The organism is Myxococcus sp. AB025B, assembly GCF_006518215.1.
GTDB classification, from domain to species: domain Bacteria; phylum Myxococcota; class Myxococcia; order Myxococcales; family Myxococcaceae; genus Myxococcus; species Myxococcus fulvus.
Genome location: NZ_SRLW01000185.1, coordinates 1 through 19,947, shown reverse-complemented (window position 1 = coordinate 19,947; position 19,947 = coordinate 1). Strand labels below are relative to the sequence as shown.

At 69.6% G+C, this 19,947-nt stretch carries 18 protein-coding genes and 1 pseudogene; 8 read left to right on the top strand and 11 right to left on the bottom strand.

All coding sequences use genetic code 11. From position 1 onward, the window contains the following. Positions 1-787 (top strand): type I methionyl aminopeptidase (map, locus tag FL311_RS27260; protein ID WP_141329478.1); only part of this gene is annotated, 787 nt, incomplete at its 5' end. Between the two features lie 167 nt (positions 788-954). Next, positions 955-1,365 carry a hypothetical protein gene (locus FL311_RS27255; protein ID WP_141329476.1) on the top strand — a complete coding sequence of 137 codons (411 nt, stop codon included), beginning with the start codon at positions 955-957 and terminating at the stop codon, positions 1,363-1,365. Between the two features lie 7 nt (positions 1,366-1,372). On the opposite strand, the gene FL311_RS27250 is transcribed toward FL311_RS27255, so the two are convergent. Then, positions 1,373-1,699 carry a DUF2917 domain-containing protein gene (locus tag FL311_RS27250; RefSeq protein ID WP_141329474.1) on the bottom strand — a complete coding sequence of 109 codons (327 nt, stop codon included), beginning with the start codon at positions 1,697-1,699 and terminating at the stop codon, positions 1,373-1,375. 200 nt (positions 1,700-1,899) lie between these two features. Between FL311_RS27250 and FL311_RS27245 the strand changes: the two genes are divergently transcribed. After that, entirely contained in the window at positions 1,900-3,336 is a 1,437-nt protein-coding gene (locus FL311_RS27245; RefSeq protein WP_141329472.1) for a PLP-dependent aminotransferase family protein, read from the top strand. Between the two features lie 3 nt (positions 3,337-3,339). Here FL311_RS27245 and FL311_RS27240 read toward each other — a convergent pair whose 3' ends face one another. Together FL311_RS27240 and FL311_RS27235 are read right to left on the bottom strand one after the other, a co-directional pair. Next, positions 3,340-4,011, bottom strand: a complete 672-nt coding sequence (locus FL311_RS27240) for a hypothetical protein (RefSeq protein WP_141329471.1) — start codon at positions 4,009-4,011, stop codon at positions 3,340-3,342. A gap of 24 nt (positions 4,012-4,035) precedes the next feature. Beyond that, the gene (locus FL311_RS27235; protein ID WP_141329469.1) at positions 4,036-4,755 is read right to left on the bottom strand and encodes a YafY family protein; all 720 of its coding nucleotides are present in this window, start codon (positions 4,753-4,755) and stop codon (positions 4,036-4,038) included. 82 nt (positions 4,756-4,837) lie between these two features. On the opposite strand from FL311_RS27235, the gene FL311_RS27230 reads away from it, so the two are divergent. Together FL311_RS27230 and FL311_RS27225 are read left to right on the top strand one after the other, a co-directional pair. Then, positions 4,838-5,269, top strand: coding sequence for a VOC family protein (locus FL311_RS27230; RefSeq protein WP_141329467.1), 432 nt, complete (start codon positions 4,838-4,840; stop codon positions 5,267-5,269). Next, a complete protein-coding gene (locus FL311_RS27225; RefSeq protein ID WP_141329465.1) occupies positions 5,256-5,828 on the top strand; it encodes a YdeI family protein in 573 nt (190 codons plus the stop codon). The genes FL311_RS27230 and FL311_RS27225 overlap by 14 nt, the downstream gene beginning before the upstream one ends. A gap of 4 nt (positions 5,829-5,832) precedes the next feature. Here the strand turns inward: FL311_RS27225 and FL311_RS27220 are convergent, their stop codons facing one another. From FL311_RS27220 to FL311_RS46330, 4 genes and pseudogenes are all read right to left on the bottom strand, one after another. Then, positions 5,833-8,262, bottom strand: a complete 2,430-nt coding sequence (locus FL311_RS27220) for an ABC transporter permease (protein WP_141329463.1) — start codon at positions 8,260-8,262, stop codon at positions 5,833-5,835. Positions 8,263-8,469: 207 nt separating this feature from the next. Beyond that, positions 8,470-9,804: a hypothetical protein gene (locus tag FL311_RS27215; protein ID WP_141329461.1), complete on the bottom strand. Its 1,335-nt coding sequence runs from the start codon at positions 9,802-9,804 to the stop codon at positions 8,470-8,472. Positions 9,805-10,003: 199 nt separating this feature from the next. Continuing rightward, positions 10,004-10,792 (bottom strand): hypothetical protein, encoded by a 789-nt coding sequence (locus FL311_RS27210; protein ID WP_228557108.1) that lies wholly within the window; start codon positions 10,790-10,792, stop codon positions 10,004-10,006. A gap of 270 nt (positions 10,793-11,062) precedes the next feature. Continuing rightward, positions 11,063-11,597: pseudogene (locus FL311_RS46330) on the bottom strand (head morphogenesis protein); the annotation flags it as partial. A gap of 120 nt (positions 11,598-11,717) precedes the next feature. Here FL311_RS46330 and FL311_RS27200 point away from each other — a divergent pair. Next, a complete protein-coding gene (locus FL311_RS27200) occupies positions 11,718-12,761 on the top strand; it encodes a lipase family protein (protein WP_141329459.1) in 1,044 nt (347 codons plus the stop codon). An 874-nt stretch (positions 12,762-13,635) separates the two neighbouring features. On the opposite strand, the gene FL311_RS27195 is transcribed toward FL311_RS27200, so the two are convergent. The 3 genes from FL311_RS27195 to FL311_RS27185 all read right to left on the bottom strand — a co-directional run bounded on the left by FL311_RS27195 (position 13,636) and on the right by FL311_RS27185 (position 17,955). After that, positions 13,636-15,249 carry a glycine--tRNA ligase gene (locus FL311_RS27195; RefSeq protein WP_141329457.1) on the bottom strand — a complete coding sequence of 538 codons (1,614 nt, stop codon included), beginning with the start codon at positions 15,247-15,249 and terminating at the stop codon, positions 13,636-13,638. Positions 15,250-15,314: 65 nt separating this feature from the next. After that, the gene (locus FL311_RS27190; RefSeq protein WP_228557109.1) at positions 15,315-17,000 is read right to left on the bottom strand and encodes a metallophosphoesterase; all 1,686 of its coding nucleotides are present in this window, start codon (positions 16,998-17,000) and stop codon (positions 15,315-15,317) included. A gap of 142 nt (positions 17,001-17,142) precedes the next feature. Continuing rightward, positions 17,143-17,955, bottom strand: a complete 813-nt coding sequence (locus tag FL311_RS27185; RefSeq protein WP_141329453.1) for a cupin domain-containing protein — start codon at positions 17,953-17,955, stop codon at positions 17,143-17,145. A gap of 194 nt (positions 17,956-18,149) precedes the next feature. Here FL311_RS27185 and FL311_RS27180 point away from each other — a divergent pair, with 194 nt between their 5' ends. Further along, the gene (locus FL311_RS27180; RefSeq protein WP_194869382.1) at positions 18,150-18,611 is read left to right on the top strand and encodes a thioesterase family protein; all 462 of its coding nucleotides are present in this window, start codon (positions 18,150-18,152) and stop codon (positions 18,609-18,611) included. A gap of 45 nt (positions 18,612-18,656) precedes the next feature. Continuing rightward, positions 18,657-19,427, top strand: a complete 771-nt coding sequence (locus FL311_RS27175; RefSeq protein ID WP_141329450.1) for a bifunctional 2-polyprenyl-6-hydroxyphenol methylase/3-demethylubiquinol 3-O-methyltransferase UbiG — start codon at positions 18,657-18,659, stop codon at positions 19,425-19,427. A 9-nt stretch (positions 19,428-19,436) separates the two neighbouring features. Here FL311_RS27175 and FL311_RS27170 read toward each other — a convergent pair whose 3' ends face one another. Next, on the bottom strand, positions 19,437-19,808 hold the full coding sequence (locus FL311_RS27170; RefSeq protein WP_141329449.1) for a hypothetical protein: 372 nt from the start codon (positions 19,806-19,808) through the stop codon (positions 19,437-19,439). Positions 19,809-19,947 lie beyond the last annotated feature (139 nt).

Genomic DNA, 19,947 nt, shown 5'->3' with positions numbered 1-19,947 from the left:
CGACTACGCCGTGTCCGGCCGCCCCCAGCGCCGCCCGAGCGACTCTGAGATCCGCTCGCCGGATGTCATCGCGCGCATGCGCAGGGCCTGTAAGGCCGCCGCCGAGGTGCTCCAGGAAGTCGCCTCCCACGTGCGCCCCGGCATCACCACCGACGAGCTGGACGCCATCACCCACGAGGCCTACATCCGCCGGGGCGGCTACCCGAGCACGCTCAACTACCACGGCTTCCCCAAGTCCCTGTGCACCTCGGTCAACGAGGTCATCTGCCATGGCATCCCCGACAACCGCGCGCTCGAGGACGGCGACATCGTCAACCTGGACATCACCATCTACCTGGATGGCGTCCACGGCGACTGCTCGGCCACCCACTTCGTCGGCAAGGTGGACCCGGAGAGCGAGCGGCTGGTGCGCGTCACCCGCGAGTGCATGGAGCTGGGCATCGCCGCGGTGAAGCCCGGCCGGCCCATCAGCGACATCGGCCGCGCGATTGAAGACCACGCCACCAAGAACGGCATGAGCGTGGTGCGCGCCTACTGCGGCCACGGCATCGGCGAGACGTTCCACACGTCCCTCCAGATTCCGCACTACTACGAGCCCGAGGCCGACACCATCATGCAGCCGGGGATGATCTTCACCGTCGAGCCGATGATCAACCTCGGCGGCTGGGGCCACCGCACGTGGGACGACGGGTGGACCGCCGTCACCGCCGACGGCAGCCGCAGCGCCCAGTTCGAGCACACGCTGCTCGTCACCGAGCAGGGCCCCGAGATCCTCACCGTGGCCTGAAGTCCCGAGCGCCCCACGGTAGACCGTGGGGCGAAGCCACCGTGTGACGGGCGACAGTCCTCCACGGTGGTCGTCACCGGCCGGACGTCCCCTCGAAACCTCTCGGCGCTTCGCGCGCGCCCGGCGCTATCCACGCGCTCCAGGCCCGAGGTCCCGAGAGGTACACCATGTCCCTCGATATCGCCGTCGACGCCGACCGTCTCAAGAGCGTCCAGGACGTCCTCCAACTGCTGGAGGACTCCTTCCAGGTCGACTTCATCCCAGGCATCTTCAAGAAGCTGGACGAGAAGCTGCTCGTCGAGCGCGCAGCGTTCCGGACGAACACAGCCGCCCAGCGCTACGAGCTGGACGTCTACTTCGGACTCAAGGGCCCCGAGGCGAGCGCCCGCTCACCGTTCCTCAAGGTGGGCATGTGCATCACCATCCAGTCCGAGGTCGCCGTGCGCGGCCGCCGCCCGGCCCGCTACGACGGCACACTGGAGGTCCCCCTCTCCGAGGAGACCATCACCCACGTGCCGTTCGCGCTCTACCTGCGCCGCGCCGCCCGGGGCGCGCTCACGACGCCTCCCTCGGAGTGAGCCCGGCTCACCCGCCGCAGGGCGAGAGCGACGTCCCCAGGCAGAAGCGCGCCGACCTCAGCGCCTGCACCACCACCTGGCCGCCGTGGTCCAGGGGCACGCTGCTCCCGCGCTCCAGCACGTAGTCCCGAGGGTCCGACTCGAAGGTGAGCCACAGCCGGCCCTCGGTACACGTGAGCAGCAGGCCCTCGTCCCCCTGGATGCGCCGACTCCAGAGCGACCCCTCGTGCAGCCCCTGTCCGCCCGTCTCCACTCCGGGGCGAGCCTGGGGCTTCAGGTGACTCCACAGCGAGCTCCACAAGCCTCGCCGCGCCGACATGAGCTTGGACTCCATGGCACCACGACCTCCTCATGGCTCACCATGCGCCCCGCCGGGGAAACAGAACAGAGACAGCAATCCAGCATTGTGACCAGTACAGTTGAAGTCCAAGGAACTGTACTTGTCCGTCCAGTGGGCAGGTGTGTCTGGGCAGCGGAGGCCGAGCCCGTTACCGATACGGGCTGGCGGGAGACGGACTTCGCATCGGGGACGGCATGGGCGCGCTGGCACACAAACCGAAGTTGTACGAGCAGGTGGCGGAGCGGCTGGAGGACGCCATCAACGCGGGCACGCTGCACGCGGGAGACAGGCTCCCCTCCGTGCGGCAGCTCAGCCTGCGTGAGCAGGTGAGCATCTCCACGGTGCTCCAGGCGTATCTGCACCTGGAGTCGGTGGGGCTCATCGAGACGCGGCCGCAGTCGGGCCACTATGTGCGCAGGCGTGAGCGTCCCCGCCTCGCGGAGCCGCAGGTGTCCCGCCCCGCGACCAGCGCCACGCCCGTCACGGTGAGCGCGCTGGTGTCGCGCGTGTACCAGTCGATGCGCGACCCGAACCTCGTGCAGATGGGCGGCGCGTGGCCGTCCACGGAGCTGCTCCCCACGCGCCGGCTGTACCGGGAGCTCAACGCGCTCACCCGCGAGATGGGCGACGCGGGGATGCTGTACGACGTACCCCCGGGGTGTCCGGAGCTGCGGCGGCAGCTCGCGCGGCGCTCGCTGGACTGGGGCGCGGCGCTGTCGCCCGAGGACTTCATCATCACCGTGGGCGCGGCGGAGGCCATCCACCTGTGCCTGCTCGCCGTGGCCCGGCCGGGGGACACCATCGCGATTGAGTCACCGGCGTACTACGGCACGCTCCAGGCCATCGAGTCGCTCGGGCTGCGCGCGCTGGAGATTCCGTGCTCACCGCGTCACGGCATGGAGCTGGATGCGCTCCAGGCGGCGCTGGAGCGGCGGCGCGTGGCGGCGGTGCTGGTGGTGCCCAGCTACAGCAACCCGGTGGGAAGCTGCATGCCGACGGCGAACCGCCAGCGGCTGGTCGCCATGCTCGAGGAGCGCGGGGTGCCGCTCATCGAGGACGACCTGTACGGTGACTTGCACTTCGACGAGCGCAGGCCGCGCACGTGCAAGTCGTTCGACAAGACGGGCAACGTGATGCTGTGTGGCTCGTTCTCCAAGACGCTCGCGCCGGGCTTCCGCGTGGGGTACGTGGCGCCGGGCCGGCTCCGGGAGCGGGTGGAGCTGCTGAAGTTCTCGCACACGGTGGCCTCGCCCACGCTGCTGCCGCTGGCGATTGCGCGCTTCCTGGAGGAGGGCGGGTATGACCGGCACCTGCGCGCGCTGCGGCGTCGGTTGACGGAGCAGGTGGCGCGCATGGCGGAGGGCGTGGCCGAGCACTTCCCCGAGGGCACTCGCGTGGCGCGGCCGGCGGGGGGCTCGCTGTTGTGGGTGGAGCTACCGTCCACGGTGGACTCGCTGGTGCTGCACGGGCGCGCGCTGGAGGCGGGCGTGAGCATCGCGCCGGGGCCCATCTTCTCGCCCCGGCCGGACTCGTACCGGAACTTCATCCGCCTGTCGTGCGGACAGCCGTGGACGCCACGCATCGAGGGCGCGATGGCCACGGTGGGCCGGCTGGTGCGTACCCTGATGTGAAGCTCAGCGCGCGAAGAGCAGGCCCGCGCCCTGGCGTGAGGCCTTGTCCAGGGCCTGCGTCACGGCGTCGAGCGCTCGCGCGGGGTCTCCGCGCCGGGTGACGCGGCGCAGGCGGGAGGTGAAGCGGGCCCAGCCTCGGACGGGCTGATAGGTGGGCGCGCCGTCGAGGTGCTCGCGCAGGCCGTCGCGCAGCTGGCGCACCTCGGCGTTCGTCCAGTAGCCGAGGTTCGGGTTGATGCGCCGCAGGTCGTCGGTGGCGCCCTCCTGCTCGGGGACCCGGCCCCAGACGGTGTGGCGCCAGAGGCGATGGAGCATGTCGGGGCAGGCCGCGCGGACGACGACCTCCGCGGCCTCGAGGTCGTCGGCGTCGGGGCGCTGCGAGGTGGCCAGCTCCAGGCGCTCGGTCCGGGGCTCCTTGTCGGTGTGGACCAGGTCCTCGGCGAGCACGTCGAGCAGCTCCAGCACCTCGTCACCGAGCGGCTCGGGCAGCCGCGTCAGCGCGGCGCCGCCGTGCTGGGAGAGGTGGTCGATGAGCGCGAGCAGCACCTCCTCGTCCTCCATCGCCTCGGGGTCCTCGCGCACCACCGCGGCGCGCAGGGACGCGAGCCGGGACGGGGTCAACACCCCGGCGAGGCCCTCGGCGGGAATCAGGAAGAAGGTGACAGGAGTGCTCATGGCCCTTGTCTATACCGCCTGCGCTCAGAGCGACGAGAAGATGTCGCCGAGGGTGGCGATCATCGACTCCGAGTCGCGCACCTGGAACGTCGCGGCCTGGACGCTCGCGGCTTCGATGCGGTCGACGCGGAGCATGCGCACCGCGCCGCGCAGGTGGTCCCAGACGAGCAGGTACCACGCGGGCCAGCTGAGCAGCAGGTAGTGGGGCTCCACGACGCGCACCGTGCTGGTGTCGTTCGCGCGGTAGGTCAGCTCCAGGGCGCGCTGCTCGAAGAAGGCTTCCTGGAGGGGACGCAGCACCGCGGCCCGGGGGTGCTTCCACGTCGCGCTGATGCTGCGCGCGGTGGGGCCCACGAGGATGCGCTGGCGCAGCTTGCCGACGCGGGCGCGCTCCTCGGGTGGGAACGAGGCGGCGAGCTTCTGGCGCAGGCTCTTGAGCGTCGAGAGCAGGAGCGGGGACTCGAGCCGCTCGGCCAGCGCCAGGGCGAGCAGCAGGTCGAGCAGCTCCTGGGCGTTGAGCTGCACGCGCCCGAGCCCTGTCCTTGGCGGGACGCGGATGCCGCCACCCCGGCCCGCGTCCGACTCGATGGGGACGCCGCGCGCGGAGAGCCGGGACAGGTCCCTCCGGACGGTGCGCACGCAGACGCCCAGCTCCTCCGCCAGCTCCGGGGCCGTCCAGGACGGGCGGGAGGCGAGGAGGCCCAGGACTCGGTCCAGACGGTCGGTGACGGGCTCGCGCTTCAAAGGTGACTCATTCTGTCACGTTCTGGGTCCATGTTCATGGGGTCGCGAACGAGCGCGGCCAGGACACACGGAGACAAACGCCATGACCCACACCTTGCGCGGAATGTGCACCTTCAACCTCTGGGCGGATGACCTCCAGGCGGCGACGCGCTGGTACTCGGAGCTGCTCGGCATGCAGCCCTACTTCCGCAGCGAGGACGTGGGGCGGGGGCCTGGGTACGTGGAGTTCCGCATCGGCGACTACCAGCACGAGCTGGGCATCATCGACCGGAGGTTCGCGCCGCCGGGGCTCGGCACGGCTCAGGGCGGGACGGTGGTCTACTGGCACGTCGACGACCTCGCGGGGACGCTCGCGCGCCTGCTCGCGATGGGGGCGCAGCTCCTGGAGGGCGTCACCGAGCGCGGGCCGGGCTTCGTCACGGCGTCGGTCATCGACCCGTTCGGGAACGTGCTGGGCCTCATGTTCAACCGCCACTACCTGGACGTGCTGGGAGGCGCCCATGGCCAGCGCTGAAGGAGGGGCGCCGGTGATTGCGTTCCGGGGCGCGGCGGAGTTCGAGGCCTGGCTCCAGACGCACGTCGATGCGTCCGCGGGGGTCTGGTTGAAGCTCGCGAAGAAGGGGACGGAGATTGCCTCGCTCACCGATGACGAGGCGGTCGACGTGGGGCTGTGCTTCGGATGGATTTCGGGACAGCGCAAGTCGCTCGACGCGCGCTTCTACCTGCAGAAGTACGTCCCGCGCCGGCCGCGCAGCCGCTGGTCCTGTGTGAACGTGCGCAAGGTGGAGGCACTCACGCGCGCGGGCCGGATGCGGCCCTCGGGGCTCGCGGAGGTCGAGGCGGCGAAGGCGGATGGGCGCTGGGACGCGGCCTACGAGTCGCAGAAGAACGCCACGGTGCCGGAGGTGCTCACGGTGGCGCTGGCGGCGAGCCCTCGGGCGGCGCGAGCGTTCGAGGCGCTCGGCAGGACGCGGCGGTATGGGTTGGTCCTCAAGGTGCTGACGGCGAGGACCGAGAAGGGGCGCGAAAGCCAGGTCCGCCGCGTCGTCGAGGAGCTCGACGCGGCGGAGTGAGACCTCAGTCCGCGGACATGGCCACGCCGGGCGGCACCTTCGACGCGCGGCGTGCGGGCAGCCAGCTCGCCAGCGACACCACCGTGAGCAGCAGCAGCGGCACGGCGAGGAAGGTCAGCGGGTCCGTGGCGCTCACGTCGTACAACAGGCCCTCCAGCAGCCGCGACAAGCCGAGCGCCAGTGCGAGCCCGACGCCCAGGCCCAGCGCGCACATCCGCAGCGCCTGCTTCATCACCAGCCGCACCACGTCCGAGGGCAGCGCCCCCAGCGCCAGGCGGATGCCCAGCTCCCGTCGACGCTGCGCCACGCTGTACGCCATCAACCCGTAGATGCCGAGCGAGGCCAGCGCCACCGCCGACACCGCGAAGGCCAGCAGCAACACCCGCTGGAAGCTCCGGTCCGCCACCGAGCGCTCCAGCCCCTGCGCCAGCGTCGTCGTCCGCGGCAGCGTCAGCTGCGAGTCGAGCTGCCGCATCTCCGCCTTCACCAGCGCCGTCACGCTCTCCAGCGGGAGCTGGCTGCGCACCACCACGGACGTCATGGCCCACGGCGTCTGGGCGAGCGGCGCGTACAGCTCCGGCTCCGCGGGCTCGTCCAGCGCGCGGGCTCGCACGTCACCCACCACGCCCACGATCTCTCGCTTGGTGGGCGCGCTGTAGCCGATGATGACCCGCTTGCCGATGACGTCCTCGTTGGGGAAGAACCGCCGCGCGAAGGACTCGTTCACCACGACCACGGGCGGCGCTTTCGCGGTGTCCTGCCGTGTGAAGTCCCGCCCCTGCTTGAGCGGAATCCCCAGCGTGCCGAAGACGCCATCGCTCATCGCCCGGTATCCCGTGACGAGCTTCTCCCCCGTGGGTGAGGGCTTCTCGGGCAGCTCCAGCGACAGGCCGATGGCACCGCCCGTCACGATGCCCGGCGTCACCAGTGACGCGGACTCCACACCCGGCTGCGCGCGAACCTGCTCCAGCAGGCGCTCGTAGAAGGTCGCAATCGTGTCCCGTGCGTAGCGCGCGGCCGGGAGGTTGACGCCCATCAGCGACACGCCGTCGGGCCGGTAGCCCGGGTCCACGTCGGCCAGGCGCTGCGCGCTGCGCACCAGCAGCCCCGCGCCCACCAGCAAGACCAGCGCGAGCGCCACCTGCGTGGACACGAGAATCGCGCGCCAGCGCAGCGCCGCCTTGTTCGCGCTCGTGCCGCGCGTGCTCTGGAGCAGGCCGCCGAGGTTGGCCTTGAGCGCGGTGCCCAGCGGCGCGAGGCCGCACATCAGCGACACCGCGAGCACCAGCGCCGCCGTGTACACCAGCGCGCGTCCATCCACGCGCACCGCCTGCACCTGACGCACGGACTCCGGCAGCATCGCGCTCAGCAGGTCCGCGCCCCACAGGCCCAGGAGCAACCCCAGCGCGCCTCCGGCCAGGGCCAGCAGGGAGCCCTCCGCCAGCAACTGTCGGGCGAGCGCGCCCTTGCCCGCGCCCAGCGCGGTGCGCACGGCGAACTCCTGCTGCCGGGTCATCGCGCGGGCGAGGAGCAGCTGCGCCACGTTGACGCAGGCGATGAGCAGCAGCAACGCCACCGCGCCGAGCAGCAGGAGCGCGGGGCGGCGGGTCTTCTGGGACAGGCGCTCCTGGAGGCCGCGCACGCTCACGCTCGCCTGGGTGTTGGTGTCCGGGTACGTCTGCGACAGGGCCCGCATCACGCCCTGGGCCTCCTGGTGGGCCTGCTCGGCGTTGAAGCCCGGGGCCAGCCGGGCCACGCCGGAGAGCAGGTGGGTGCCGCGGCTCTCCCAGTTGGAGCGGACGAAGTCGCGCGCGGACAGCGGGGCCCACAGGCCGACGGGCTCCTGCGAGTCCTCCCGGGGGAAGTCGAAGCCCTCGGGCATCACGCCGACGACCTCGTAGGTGTTGCCGTCCAGCTCCATCGTGCGGCCGAGCACGCCCGGGTCCGCGCCGAAGCGTCGGGTCCAGAGGCCGTGCGAGAGCACCACGGCACGCGGGCCGTTGAGCTGGAACTCGGGGTCCTCGAGCGCCCGGCCGAGCAGGGGGCGCACGCCGGCGACGCGGAAGAAGTCCTCCGACACCGCCGCGCCCTCCACCCGCTCGGGTTCCTGGTGGGGGCCGGTGAGGGTGAAGCCGCCGGTGTCGTAGACGGCGAACGCGGCGAAGGCCTTCACCTTCTGGCGGAGGTCCTCGGAGTCCAGGCGGGACAGGGCGTTGTTGCCGTCGGGCTCGCGTGGGTCGAAGCCCCACACGGAGACGAGCTGCTCGGACTGGGGGAGGGGGAGCGGCCGCAAGAGCAGCGCGCTCACCACGCTGAAGAGCAGCGTGTTCGCGCCGATGCCGAAGGCCAGCGCGAGCACGGTGGCCAGGGTGAAGCCCGGGCTGCGGCGCAGGGAGCGGAAGCCGTGGCGCAGGTCCTGGAAGAAAGAAGGCATGGGCGACCTCAGAGCCAATCGCGTGCCAACGCCCCATCCGCCTCAAGGGAGCGATGTGCCGACGGGCCCGCCGTGCCCAGGGTGTACCCGTTGTGCGCTTGTGGGACGAGCCCTGTCCGGAGGTGACACGTCCTGGGAGGACGGTTGCTTGCCCGTCTTGAAGGGTTCCTCCCTTCGGACCCAACGACGGGAGGGCAGGTATCGACCTCAGCGTCGGTGTCGCTCCGCCTCCCGGAAGAACTGGGTGAGAGAGTAGTCCAACAGCGACTGGCGCGACTGCATGTACCGGCGGGCACGGAGGAAGGGGAGCCAGGCGCGCCTGCCAATGCGTACCTGCGACTCCTCCAGTGTCTGTCGCAATACCCACGTCCCCCCCAACCGCTGTACCAGGACGTTCCCCAGGTAGGCCCCGATCGCCGGTGCCGTATGCCCTTCGACGAGTTGCCGTTCGTGCTTTTCGGGAAAGTCCTCTCGCCAGAAGTAGAAATCCAGGTCCGTGAGGGACTCGGCCGTCTCGTCCATGAGGGAGGGCACCTTGGCGTGCAGTGCCGCCACGAGACCTTCGGACAGGTCTCCGTAGGACTCGAGAACGAGCTCCGGGTCCTCCACGTCCGAGGACAACTCGACTGGCAGCCACTCTTCCGGTTCCGGCGGCTGGAAGGTGTTGAACTCGGCGATCTTCCGTTGCCGCTCGCTGATGGCGAACTCGTCGGGCATGCGCGAGAGCAACGGTGCCACGTCCGGGTGGAAGCGGGGCTCGACGGGGGCGAGTGCCGCGCTGCGCTCCTTCAGGGTTCTCAGCACCGTGTCGAAGTCGAGGTCCGGTCTCAGGTGGACATGGGCTCGGGCCTGCACCTGGCGCGCCTCATCACTGGCGAACTCGGCGGCAGTGGGCCATAGCACCAGCAGGACAGCGCCGTGGGGAAGCTCCTCCACGAGGTGCGCTGGAGTCGAGAGCACCCGCTCGCGACCCACGCTCTTCACGAGCTTGGGGCCAAAGACGTTGAGCCAATAGAGCGCATAGACCTCATCGAAGCCCTCTCTACGGGTGGTCTCATCATCCCGGCCGAAGCAGGGAGCACCCGACAGTTGATCATCGGCCAGGCTGTGAGCCGATGCGTAGGAGGTTGGGTAGCGCAATGCCCATGCACGCACCATTTCCACGACCCGTTCACACGGAGCGGTCATGGCGAAGAGCGAGAGTGAATGGATGTAGACCGAGACGCCGAGCTTCGTAGGCAGCGGAGGAAACCGGAGCCTGAGGGTCATGTCGAGCGCGGGGCTTTGTGTTCGATAAAGTCCGACGGTCGCGGTCCGCTCCCTCCGTTTTTCCGCGAAAGCCTTCCAGAATGCCTCTCTGGAATACTTTCTTCCACGCGTCCCCTCGACGACATCTGGCATCCACTCGCCCGCCTTCGCCTCCAAGACGTCGAGCATGGCCCCCAGTTCGTCTTGCATTGGGGTCAAGCCATCAAAGGCTGCCTCGAATGAAAGCATGAGGCAGTCTGCTGCCCTCGACTCCCACAGATTCAGGTGCTTCATTGAAACACCATCTCGACTCCCGGAACTGCATCACTCGTGCTGCTCAGTGCCTGCTCCAGGACTTTACTGTCCCGGGGTTTGAGTTTTCCACCCTCGTAGATCAAGCGTACCCTCTTGACCGATGCCTCCAGCTGCAAGCCAGGACGCCGGATTCTCAGCGTCTCGCCGTAGTATCTCAAGGCATGCGTTGCGTCGGTGGTCAGGTGCCCTTCGAGCGTGCCAGCCTCCATTCGTGAGAAATCCCTGCTCTTGAAGCTGAGCGTCTCCACGCGGGGGCCTGTCCCGGTGGCGGGCGCTCCTCGATGACGAGCACGTCCGCGAAACGCAGGTCCGCCTTCATCACTCCCACGTGCGTTTCGATGCGGGGCTGGTCGAAGTCTCGGAGCCATCGCCGTTGTGCCCGCGGACGGGCCGCGTCCTCCATCAGAAGGGCGACCATCGTCCTCTCGAAGGCCAAGCCCCGGGCATACCTGTCTCGCATCACCTGGTAATCCGTCCACCCCAGCGGCCCCTTCGTCGCCTGCCGCTGCCCGATTTCCGCGGTGCGCCGCTCCAGGTACGCCAGATAGTCCGGCCAGAGGGCATGCACCTCGGCACCAGGAGGCACGGCCTTCTGCAATGCCAGCCTGTGCTTCTCAAGGAGTCCCGCGTCCATGGGCAGCCGTGCGCCTCCAGCCTCGGCCTCCGCCTGCCGCAGCTTCGCTTCCGCCACCTCGACGGGAATGCCAGCCGCCTCCGGCGGAAGGGACGGTCTGCCGCTGATTCGCTTCTCGACACCGCCCCGCGCCGCGCTGGCACTCGCGGGTTCCCGATACCGCTCCGCCAACAGGGCCTGCGCCTTCGGCAGGTTGCCTCGGGCCTCGTGCAGGGCGATGACGCCAGCCGGTCCTTCCACCGCCGCGAACCGGGCGACCTCTCGTTCGCCGCGCAAGAGGGCGAAGACTTCGCGGACCGCGCTGGGGCCGAACTGCTCCTCCAATTCCTTCACGACGGTCTTCAGTGCGTCGACGTCTGACGCTGTTGCTGAGCGAAGTGGCTGATGGAGATGGAGGTCAACCGGGCGGCTCGCTCGTCCATCAACCAGCCCGCCTCGCAACACGATGGGCGTCGCCTCGGCCTTGGCCGTGGAGGTCGACTCCTGCGTCGTCGTGCTGCCCTCCGGCGTCGGAGGTGAGGTGGTGGAAGGTGTCGAGGGTGCCTGCATCGCGTTTCGTCTCCGAAAGAGACAAAGGCCTGCGACGCGAAATCGGGGACATCACTAAGTGACGGCGAGTGTCGTGGTGCGGCAGAGGCCGTGGTACGGCGGGAAGCCCACGCCGGCGTCCGCGAGCTGCCTGTCCGAAGCGAGGGTGCGGAACTCGCCCACGTCGTCGCGTGTGCCGGCGGCGGAGCGGAGCACCTCGGCCAGGCGCGTCTACTGGCCTCCTCGGTTGACGTAGAGGTGGGTGCGCCCGGTGTCCGCGTCGAGGCGCTCCCTCACCCAGGGCAGCTCCTGCTTCACGTCTTCTGGATGTTCGAGCGAATCGAGGTGCTCGAAGCGCTGGAGGGCATCCGCCACGACGAATGTCCGTCCATGGAGGAAGCGGCACACCTGGGTGGTGGCCTCGTCGAGGACAGCCTTGATGCGGTAGCGGCGGATGCCAGCCTTCGCGTAGCTGCTCATCTGGGCGAAGGAGCGCCCCTGGCTGATGGAGTGGCTTGCCACCACTTCCCAGTAGAACGGGTGCCTTCTCGGTGAGCGCGCGGCGACAGATGGAAGCCCGCGGCGCTGTGTCGGGCGACATGTCGCCGCGCGAGCCCGACACGTCGGCGGCGGTCGCTCCGACGGACTTCACAGGAGGGCTTGCCCAGACGCGGTGGCGGCACGGCGGTTGCTCTTGGCTCCTGCAACCCATCTGCAACGGAGCCTCACCGTGTCCTCGTCGCCCACGTTCGCCTTCAACCCGCTGGCCCAACCGTCCTCCACCGTCACCCAGACGCTCCCGTCGAGCTTCGACATCAACGCGGCGCTGCTGCTCGCGCAGTGCTGCGGGCTGACCTACGCGCAATACGCGCAGGGAACCCCGCTCACGAGTACGCAGCTTGCTTCCTCGCTGACGGCGATGTCGGGCTACACGTACTCGCTGGTCGCGTCCTTCACGGGCGTCGAGGCCATGGGCCCGGGTGCCGCCTCCGAGGGCCCAGGCGCCTTCGCCACCGTCCCGTTCGGCTTCGCGCTCCAGGCCAGCAATAGCAGCGGGCCGGCGTTCAACATCATCGCGCTCCGGGGCACGCTGTCGTGGGCCGAGTGGTTCAGCGACGCCACCGTGCTGCCGACGGCCTTCGCGCTCGACACGACCGACAAGAGCACGGGCTATGTGCACAGCGGCTTCTACGGCACCTATACGCTGGGCACCGGCGGCACCGCGCCCACCAAGAGCAACCTGCGTCCCACGGGCTCCATCGCGGCGCAGGTCTCGTCAGCCATGGCGAGCCTGCTCTCCGCCAGCAGCAACACCGCTCTGCCGCTCTACGTGACGGGCCACAGCCTGGGCGCCGCGCTGTCGGTGCTGTGCGCCATGGACGTGGCGGTCAACAGCGCCTCCTTCATCAGCGCGGGCGGGCTCTCCCTCTACAGCTTCGCGTGCCCGCGCGTCTCCGGAGGGCTCATCCTCGACGGCTTCACCTACTACAACCCGACGAACTTCGTGACGAACTTCCAGGCGCAGGTGCCCAACAACTTCCACATCGCGAACATGGCGGACGTCATCCCCACCGTGCCCCTGCCCGCGCTGCAACTTGGCCTGGTGGCCGTGGACTACAGCCAGGTCTTCACGAACACGGTGGGCTACTGCGGGCAGCTCGGGGACGTGGCGAGCAACCACTCCCTGGCCGAGAACTACCTGCCCTACGCCCAGCAGTTGCAGTCCGGTTACTCGGTCGCGCAGTCGAGCGCGGCAGTGAGGAAGGCGGGCTGAGCCAGCTGCGGCCGCCGGGCCCGGGGGTTGCCGCGCACGTTGTTCGAGGGATGGACGCCTGCGTCCACATCGTGTCATTGCTGGGAGGCGCAGGTGCCGCGGGCTCTTCGTCAGCCTGGGCCGCTGCCGATTCCTCGCCAGAAGCCTCGACTCGAAGCGCCTCCTCCAGTCTGCGCAGGGTGGCGTCGAAGTCCTCCGGCGTCACGGCCTCCCGTGCCCCTGCTCCAGGACACAGCAGCAGCAAGACGACGGCTCCAGTCCAGCGCATGCACATCGACGCCTCCGTGGATTGCCCCGTCGTCGGGGCGTCCTGGGACAGAGGCTCCCTGTTCAGTCCGACATCTCAGTGGACCGGGCGGAGTATCGCGCTGAAAGAGTCAGGGGAGACCCGGTCCGCCTGGAGGTTCCTGCCTCCAAGGGACAACTGCGCGGACCGAATGGTCGAGAGTCGAGGCGCGGGCGTGAGGTGGAGAACCGAGATGCATGTGCATGCAGTTCGTGGTTCGGAAGATGCCCCTCAAGCCGACCGGCCCAGGGGGTGTCCGGGGCATGGCGATGTCTGCGTCGATGCAGGGCGCTGTCGCCACACCGAGGGCGAGCGAGACCCAATCACCCTAGTCCGTGCAGTGCGAGTGAGGACCGGACATGGGGATTGGCCAGTGATGCCCCGGCTCCGGAACCTGTCAACGCGAGTGAGACAGCGAGTTCGTGAGATGACTGCGCGGCCTCCTGTGAGGTGGTCAGCCGTGCGGGGTTGTTGAACCAGACGGCGTTGGGCTGCGCCTGCGGCTTGGGTGCGCCGCGAGTGAATCGCTCGTGGCGACCTGACCCGGCCAACCCCCGTGTGCCCGCAGGCACACGGGGACAGCCTGGCTCAGCCCATCTTCTCGCGCAGGTAGCTCTCCAGCTCGGAGATGGCGACGCGCTCCTGGGCCATGGAGTCGCGGTGGCGCACGGTGACGGTGTCCTTGGTGGACGCGTCCTTTCCGTCCCCCAGCGTGTCGAAGTCCACCGTGACGCAGAAGGGCGTCCCGATTTCGTCCTGCCTTCGGTACAGCTTCCCGATGGCGCCCGTGTCGTCGTACACGACGCGCATCGAGCCCGAGGACTGGAGCCGGCGGCGGATGCCCTTCGCCACGTCCACGATGCCCGGGTGGTTCTTCTTCAGCGGCAACACCGCCACCTTGATGGGCGCCAGGCGCGGCTTGAAGTGCAGCACCGTCCGGTAGAACTCGTCGACCACCGGGTCCACCTGACCGCGCAGCTTCTTCGCCACCTCGATGCCCTCCGCCCCCGGCATCGACAACAGCCCCGTGATCGACGCGAGCCGCTCGCCCAGCGCGCCCGCGATTCGCTCACCCTCCGCCAGCAGCGCGTTCTTCGCGTCCGCGGTGAGCTTCTCGTTGCGGCTCACGGACTTGAGGAACGTGCCCAGCGCCTCCTCCACCGGCTTGAGCCGGTCCGCCGGCGCGGGCTTCACCTGCTCCTCCGCGTACGCCTCGCTCAGCACCGCGAGCACCCCGCGGTCCACGCCCGCCGAGGGCTCGATGACGAACGGCACCACGTGCTGCTTCGTCTCCGCGTCGAAGTACGTGAGCTTCTCCGTGCTGTGGCTGTTGGGCGCCACCCGCGCCTTCAACCCGAGCGAGCCCTGGTCCTTGCTGTGCGAACCCAAATCGTAGTCCGTCCGGTTCGCGATGCCCTCCAGCTCCTCCAGCCCGTGCGGGAAGCGGTAGAGCAGGTCCACCGTCGCCTTCGCGTAGTGCGCCAGCTCGTTCGCCTTCTGGTGGTACGGCACCAGGTTGTCCTTGGACAACCCCACCGACAGCCACCAGTTGATGCGGTCCTCCACCCACTTCTGGTGCCACGCCTCGTCCTCGCCGGGCTTCACGAAGAACTCGATCTCCATCTGCTCGAACTCACGCACGCGGAAGATGAAGTTGCGCGGCGTGATTTCGTTGCGGAAGGACTTGCCCATCTGCGCGATGCCGAACGGCAGCTTGCGCGACGTGGAGTCGAGCACGTGCTTGAAGTTGAGGAAGATGCCCTGCGCCGTCTCGGGGCGCAGATAGGAGAAGGACTCCGGGTCCGGCACCGGCCCCACCTGCGTCTTGAACATCAGGTTGAAGGGGCGCGGCTCGGTCAGCTCCGCACTGCCGCAGCTGGGACACTTGCCGGCGAGCTGGTCCGCGCGCCAGCGCATCTTGCAGCCCTTGCAGTCCACCATCGGGTCCACGAAGGTCTCTTCGTGCCCCGAATAGCGCCACGTGAGCTTGTTCATGAGGATGGAGGCGTCGATGCCCTCCATGTCCTCGCGCTCCCAGACGTTGGCGCGCCACCAGGCCAGCTTCAGGTTGTTCTTCAGCTCGACGCCGAGCGGACCGTAGTCGTACGTGCCCTGCAGGCCTCCGTAGATGGCGGAGCCCGGGAAGATGAAGCCCCGGCGCTTGGACAGGGAAACCAGCTGCTCCATCGTCTGTGCGGCCATCGGTGTACGGCTCCTTCGTGAGCGGTGAGCCTCGGAGGCTACACCGTTCCCGGAAGCCGCGGACCCTAGACGCGGATGGGCGGCTCGATGAGCGCCGGAGGCGTGGCCCTGGCGTCATCCGGCTCGTACGCCGGTGCATGCGGCCCCGCATGCGTGCGCTTCCACCGGCGCGGCACCCGTTCGATACCCACCGGGTAGACGGTGAGCTGTCCCTTCTCGTCGATGTGCAGGCGCAGGAAGTTCTTCCAGTCCGGCAGCGCCAACGAGATGAACGCCTCGTTCGAGTGGGCTCCGAACAGGTTGACACTCAGCCACAGGTACAACCCCATGACGAAGGGGCCCACCAGGAAGCCACCCAGGAAGGTGAGCGCCGAGGACACCAGGAACTTGCCCGCCAGGTGCGCCCAGCCCGCCGTGCAGTTGAGGCCGTCCGGCGTCAGGTCGGGGCAGATGCCCATCCCGCTCACCGCCAGGTACGTGCCTCCCCACGCGACGAAGAACGCCGCGAGGATGTGGGCCACGCCGTGCAGCGTGCCCGCGAGCCACCGGAGCTTCCCGAACGCGGAGTCGGCCAGGCCGATGAGCCCGCCGATGGTGCCCAGGCCCAACACCATGGTCCACGGGCGGCTCACCATGCTGTTGGCCACGGCCATGATGACGTCGCCCAGTTGGGAGAAGCCCAGCGAGCCCACCTCCGCGTACGCGGCCAGCGCGAGCAGCAGGTACAGCGCGCCCGTCAGCAGGCCGAACAGCGGGCTGTAGCGGATGAGGAACAGGTTCTTTCGCGCGAGCGCGCGTGAGGTGCGCTCGTCCGGGAAGCTCTTCTCCAGCCGGTAGCCGTCGCGCAGCACGTGCGCCTTGGGCGCGTGCGTGGGGTGCATGAAGGCGCCGCCGCCGCCGGCCGTGATCTTCTGCCGGCCCGCGGGGTCCTCGTGGCGACGGTAGTGGTGCAGGTCGCCGGCGAGGAAGATGCTGATGCGCCGGCCGAGCACCTTCTCCTGGAGGTACTCCAGGTTGTTCTCCAGGTAGCTGCCCTTGCGCCGCTGCGTGGCGGCGAGAATCCACGCGGGCTCCGCGTTGCACAGGATGACGCGGTCGTCGGGGCCCATGCTGTCGGCCACCTGGCGGAAGTACTCCACCTGGGGCACGTCGATGTCGCTGTTGAGCTGCACGTCCGTGCCGATGAGCCACCAGCGATGCGGCAGCTTGAGCGCGAAGTAGCTGCGGCTCTGCCGCGTGCGTCGGCCGGCAATCCAGCGGTTGGCGCAGAACAGCCGCATGAAGGCGGACAGGCCGTCGTACCAGTCGTGGTTGCCCGGGATGACGAACAGGTCCGGATTGGGCGCGACGGAGCGCCGCATGGCCGCCTCGTACGGCTGGATGAGGCGCTCCTCGTAGGCCTCGCGGCTGGCGCCGGGGTACACGCCGTCGCCGCCGAAGATGAGGACGCGGCCGCGCTCGGTCTCGAACTCGCCGACGCGGGGCTGGCCGCGCACGGGGAGCTTCAGCTCGGGCAGCGCGAGCAGCCGCGCCACCGTGTACGTGGAGTCCCAGCCGTCGCCGGTGTCGGAGACGTAGTCGAGCCAGAAGTCTCCCTGGGGGCGCGTCTCCTCGGAGTAGTCGAAGTAGGGGACCTGCGGGCGCACCACGGCCTCGATGAGGCGATGGTCCGCGCGGGCGCCGAAGACGGCGGCGACGACCGCGTCCAGGCCCGTGCGAATCAGCTGCGACGGGTGCAGCCAGCGCACCATGGGGGCGTGGCGCTGGGGGTGGGTGGCCGTGCCGCTGTCGGAGATGAGCGCCGTCTCGTTGCGGGAGGGGACGAGGTGGGGGCGCTCAACGGAGGGCACCTCGGAGGGGTCGTTGCGCTGGCGCGCCGCCGAGGATTCGCGCTCAGCGGCCATGAGGAGCGCTCTCCCGGGGGCCGTGCGTGAAGCGCTGCTCGGGGCCCGGGCCCGCGTAGACCTGCACGGCCTTGAACGGCGCGCCGGGCGACACGACGCGCGCGGAGTGCTTCGCGCCCGCGGGGATGTAGACGGCGTCACCCTTGCTCACGCGCAACGTCTGTCCGGCCACCGTCATGTCGGCGGCGCCGTCCTCGATGTAGAGAATCTCCGCGCTCGACTCGTGCGTGTGCTCGGGGACCTCGCCGCCGGGCTGGAGCTCCAGCAGCGTCAGTGACGCGGCGGTGGCGCCCGTGGACGCGTTGAGGAACAGCGTCGCGCGGCCCTTGCCGTTCGCGATGAGGTGGCGCGGGGCTTCGGCGGCGGTGACGCGGTGGCGCACCGTGGGCTTCGCGTCCGTGGGGCGCGGGCCCGGCGCGGTGGTGCTCGGTGCAGTGGAGCCGGGCGCGGCGGACCAGCGTTGCGCGTTGATGCTCGGTGCGGCGGTCCTTGGCGCCGCGGTCCAGTGCGGCGGAGTGACGTTCTGCGTGGACGAGGTCGGGACAGAGGTGTCGGGCGCGGCGAGGTCCGGCGTGGCAGCCCCGACAGCCCACCGTTGCGCGGTGATGCTCGGTGCGACGGTGTTCGGCGAGGCGGCCCAGGCGGGGGCGGTGACACCCGGTGTGGACGCTGCTCGGCCGACGGCGCTCGTCGTGGTGGCCGCGATGGACTCGACGGACTCCGGGCTCGCGACCCAGCGTCGCGCGGTGATGTTCGGTGAGACGGTCCACTCGGGCACGGAGCTGATGCGAGCCCCCGTCATGGCCGAGGTCTCCGAGGAGGCCTCACTCGCCCTGGCAGGCGGGTTGAGACCGAGGCCCGTGAGGGCCAGCGCGGAAATCAGGAGTCGTGGACTCATCGTGTTGCTGGATTATCACGACACCGGCCCCTGGCTGGAGAGCAGGCAGGCGGTGTTCTTCGTTCCCTCATGGCCGCGAGTGGGGCACCCTGCCCGCCATGGCGGACCTCAACCCCAAGGACTTCCCCGTCGTCGTCCCCTTCACCCTGCACTGGAGTGAAATGGACGCGTTCGGCCACGCGAACAACGCTCGCACCTTCACGTGGTTCGAGACCGCGCGCATCGCCTACCTCGTCCGCATCGGCATGACGGGCCCCTCGGGCGCCGGCGAGACGCGCATCCAGGGCGGCGTCGGCCCCATCCTCAAGGCCACCCAGGCCGAGTACGTGCGCCCCGTCGTCTTCCCCGTGCGCCTGGTCGCCAGCGCCCGCGTCTCGCGCATCGGCAACACCTCCGTCACGCTGGAGCACGCCGTGTTCGGCGAGGAGGACGGCGCGCTCTACACGAAGGGCAACGCCGTCATCGTCACCCTCGACTACGTCAAGAACGAGCCGGTGCCGGTGCCCGCCTCCGTGCGCGCCGCCATCGAGGCGCTGGAGGGGCGGACGTTCGGCCCATGAGTGCTCCGGCCGTCACCAGGACGCCCGCCGTCGAGGAGCGCGCGCATGGCTGAGTCCGTGCTCGAGTTCTACCAGGGGCTCGCCGAGGAGTATCACCTGCTCTTCGCCAACTGGGCCCAGACGGTGGAGCGCCAGGGCGCCGCGCTGGACGCGCTGCTGCGTCGGTGCGGCGCGCCGCCGCCGCGTCGGGTGCTGGATTGCGCGTGTGGCATCGGCACGCAGGCGCTGGGGCTCGCGGGGCGCGGCTACGCGGTGCACGCAACGGACCTGAGCCCCGCCGCCGTGGCCCGCGCCGAGCGCGAGGCGCGCACCCTGGGCGTCACCCTCACCACCGGCGTCGCGGACATGCGGACGCTGGACACGCAGGTGTCGGGGATGTTCCAGGTGGTGCTCGCGTTCGACAACGCGGTGCCGCACCTGCTCACGGATGAGGACCTGGACGCCGCCGCGCAGGCGATGGCCTCCAAGCTCGCGCCCGGGGGGCTGCTGGCGCTGAGCGTGCGCGACTACGACGCGCTGATGGCCGAGCAGCCGCGCTTCACCTCGGAGCGGGTGCTCGACGCGCCCGAGGGCCGGCGCATCCTCTTCCAGGTCTGGGATTGGGCCGCCGACGGCAGGACGTACACGGTCCACCAGTTCATCCTGCGCCCCGAGGGCAAGGGCTGGCAGGCCACGGAGCACACCGGCGTGTACCGCGCGCTCCAGCGGGTGGAGGTGGAGCGCGCGCTGACACGGGCGGGGCTCGTCGACACGCGGTGGTATTCGCCGGAGGAGACGGGCTTCTATCAGCCCATCCTCACCGCCCGCAGAGCGTGAAGCCGTGGCTCAGTTCCAGGTCACCGTCGAGGAGTCGTTGCTCACCACGCCGCCCCTGCAGTAGGCATGGAAGGACCATCGCGACTTGCGGCCGGGGTTCCACCAGTACTCCCAGCCCGTGCCCAGCGGGATGGCGAGCGAGCCTTCGACGGCGTAGACATCCACCGTGCCGTTGGCGACGGGAGTGCCCCACCCGTTGTAGAAGACGCCGACGTGGATGTTCGTCCCGTTGGCGACGGTGGCGCTCTGAGACCACGGCGTCGACGTGTTGGGCTGCACACGCACCTGGATGGAGTTGTAGGGACACGCGGCCTCGGCGGCCAGCGGGGCGCTCACGGCCGCCATCACTCCCAGCGCGTACATCAGGCTCTTCGTCTTCATGGGGTCTCCCGCCTGCGAGGTCGAATGACAAACGCTGCGCGCAGGTGACTCATGCTAAGCATGAAATCCTGATTATCCGCAATGACGATTGGGTCACCCTGGGACGGGTGGGGTTCAGCCGCTGCGGCGGGCCTCGGCG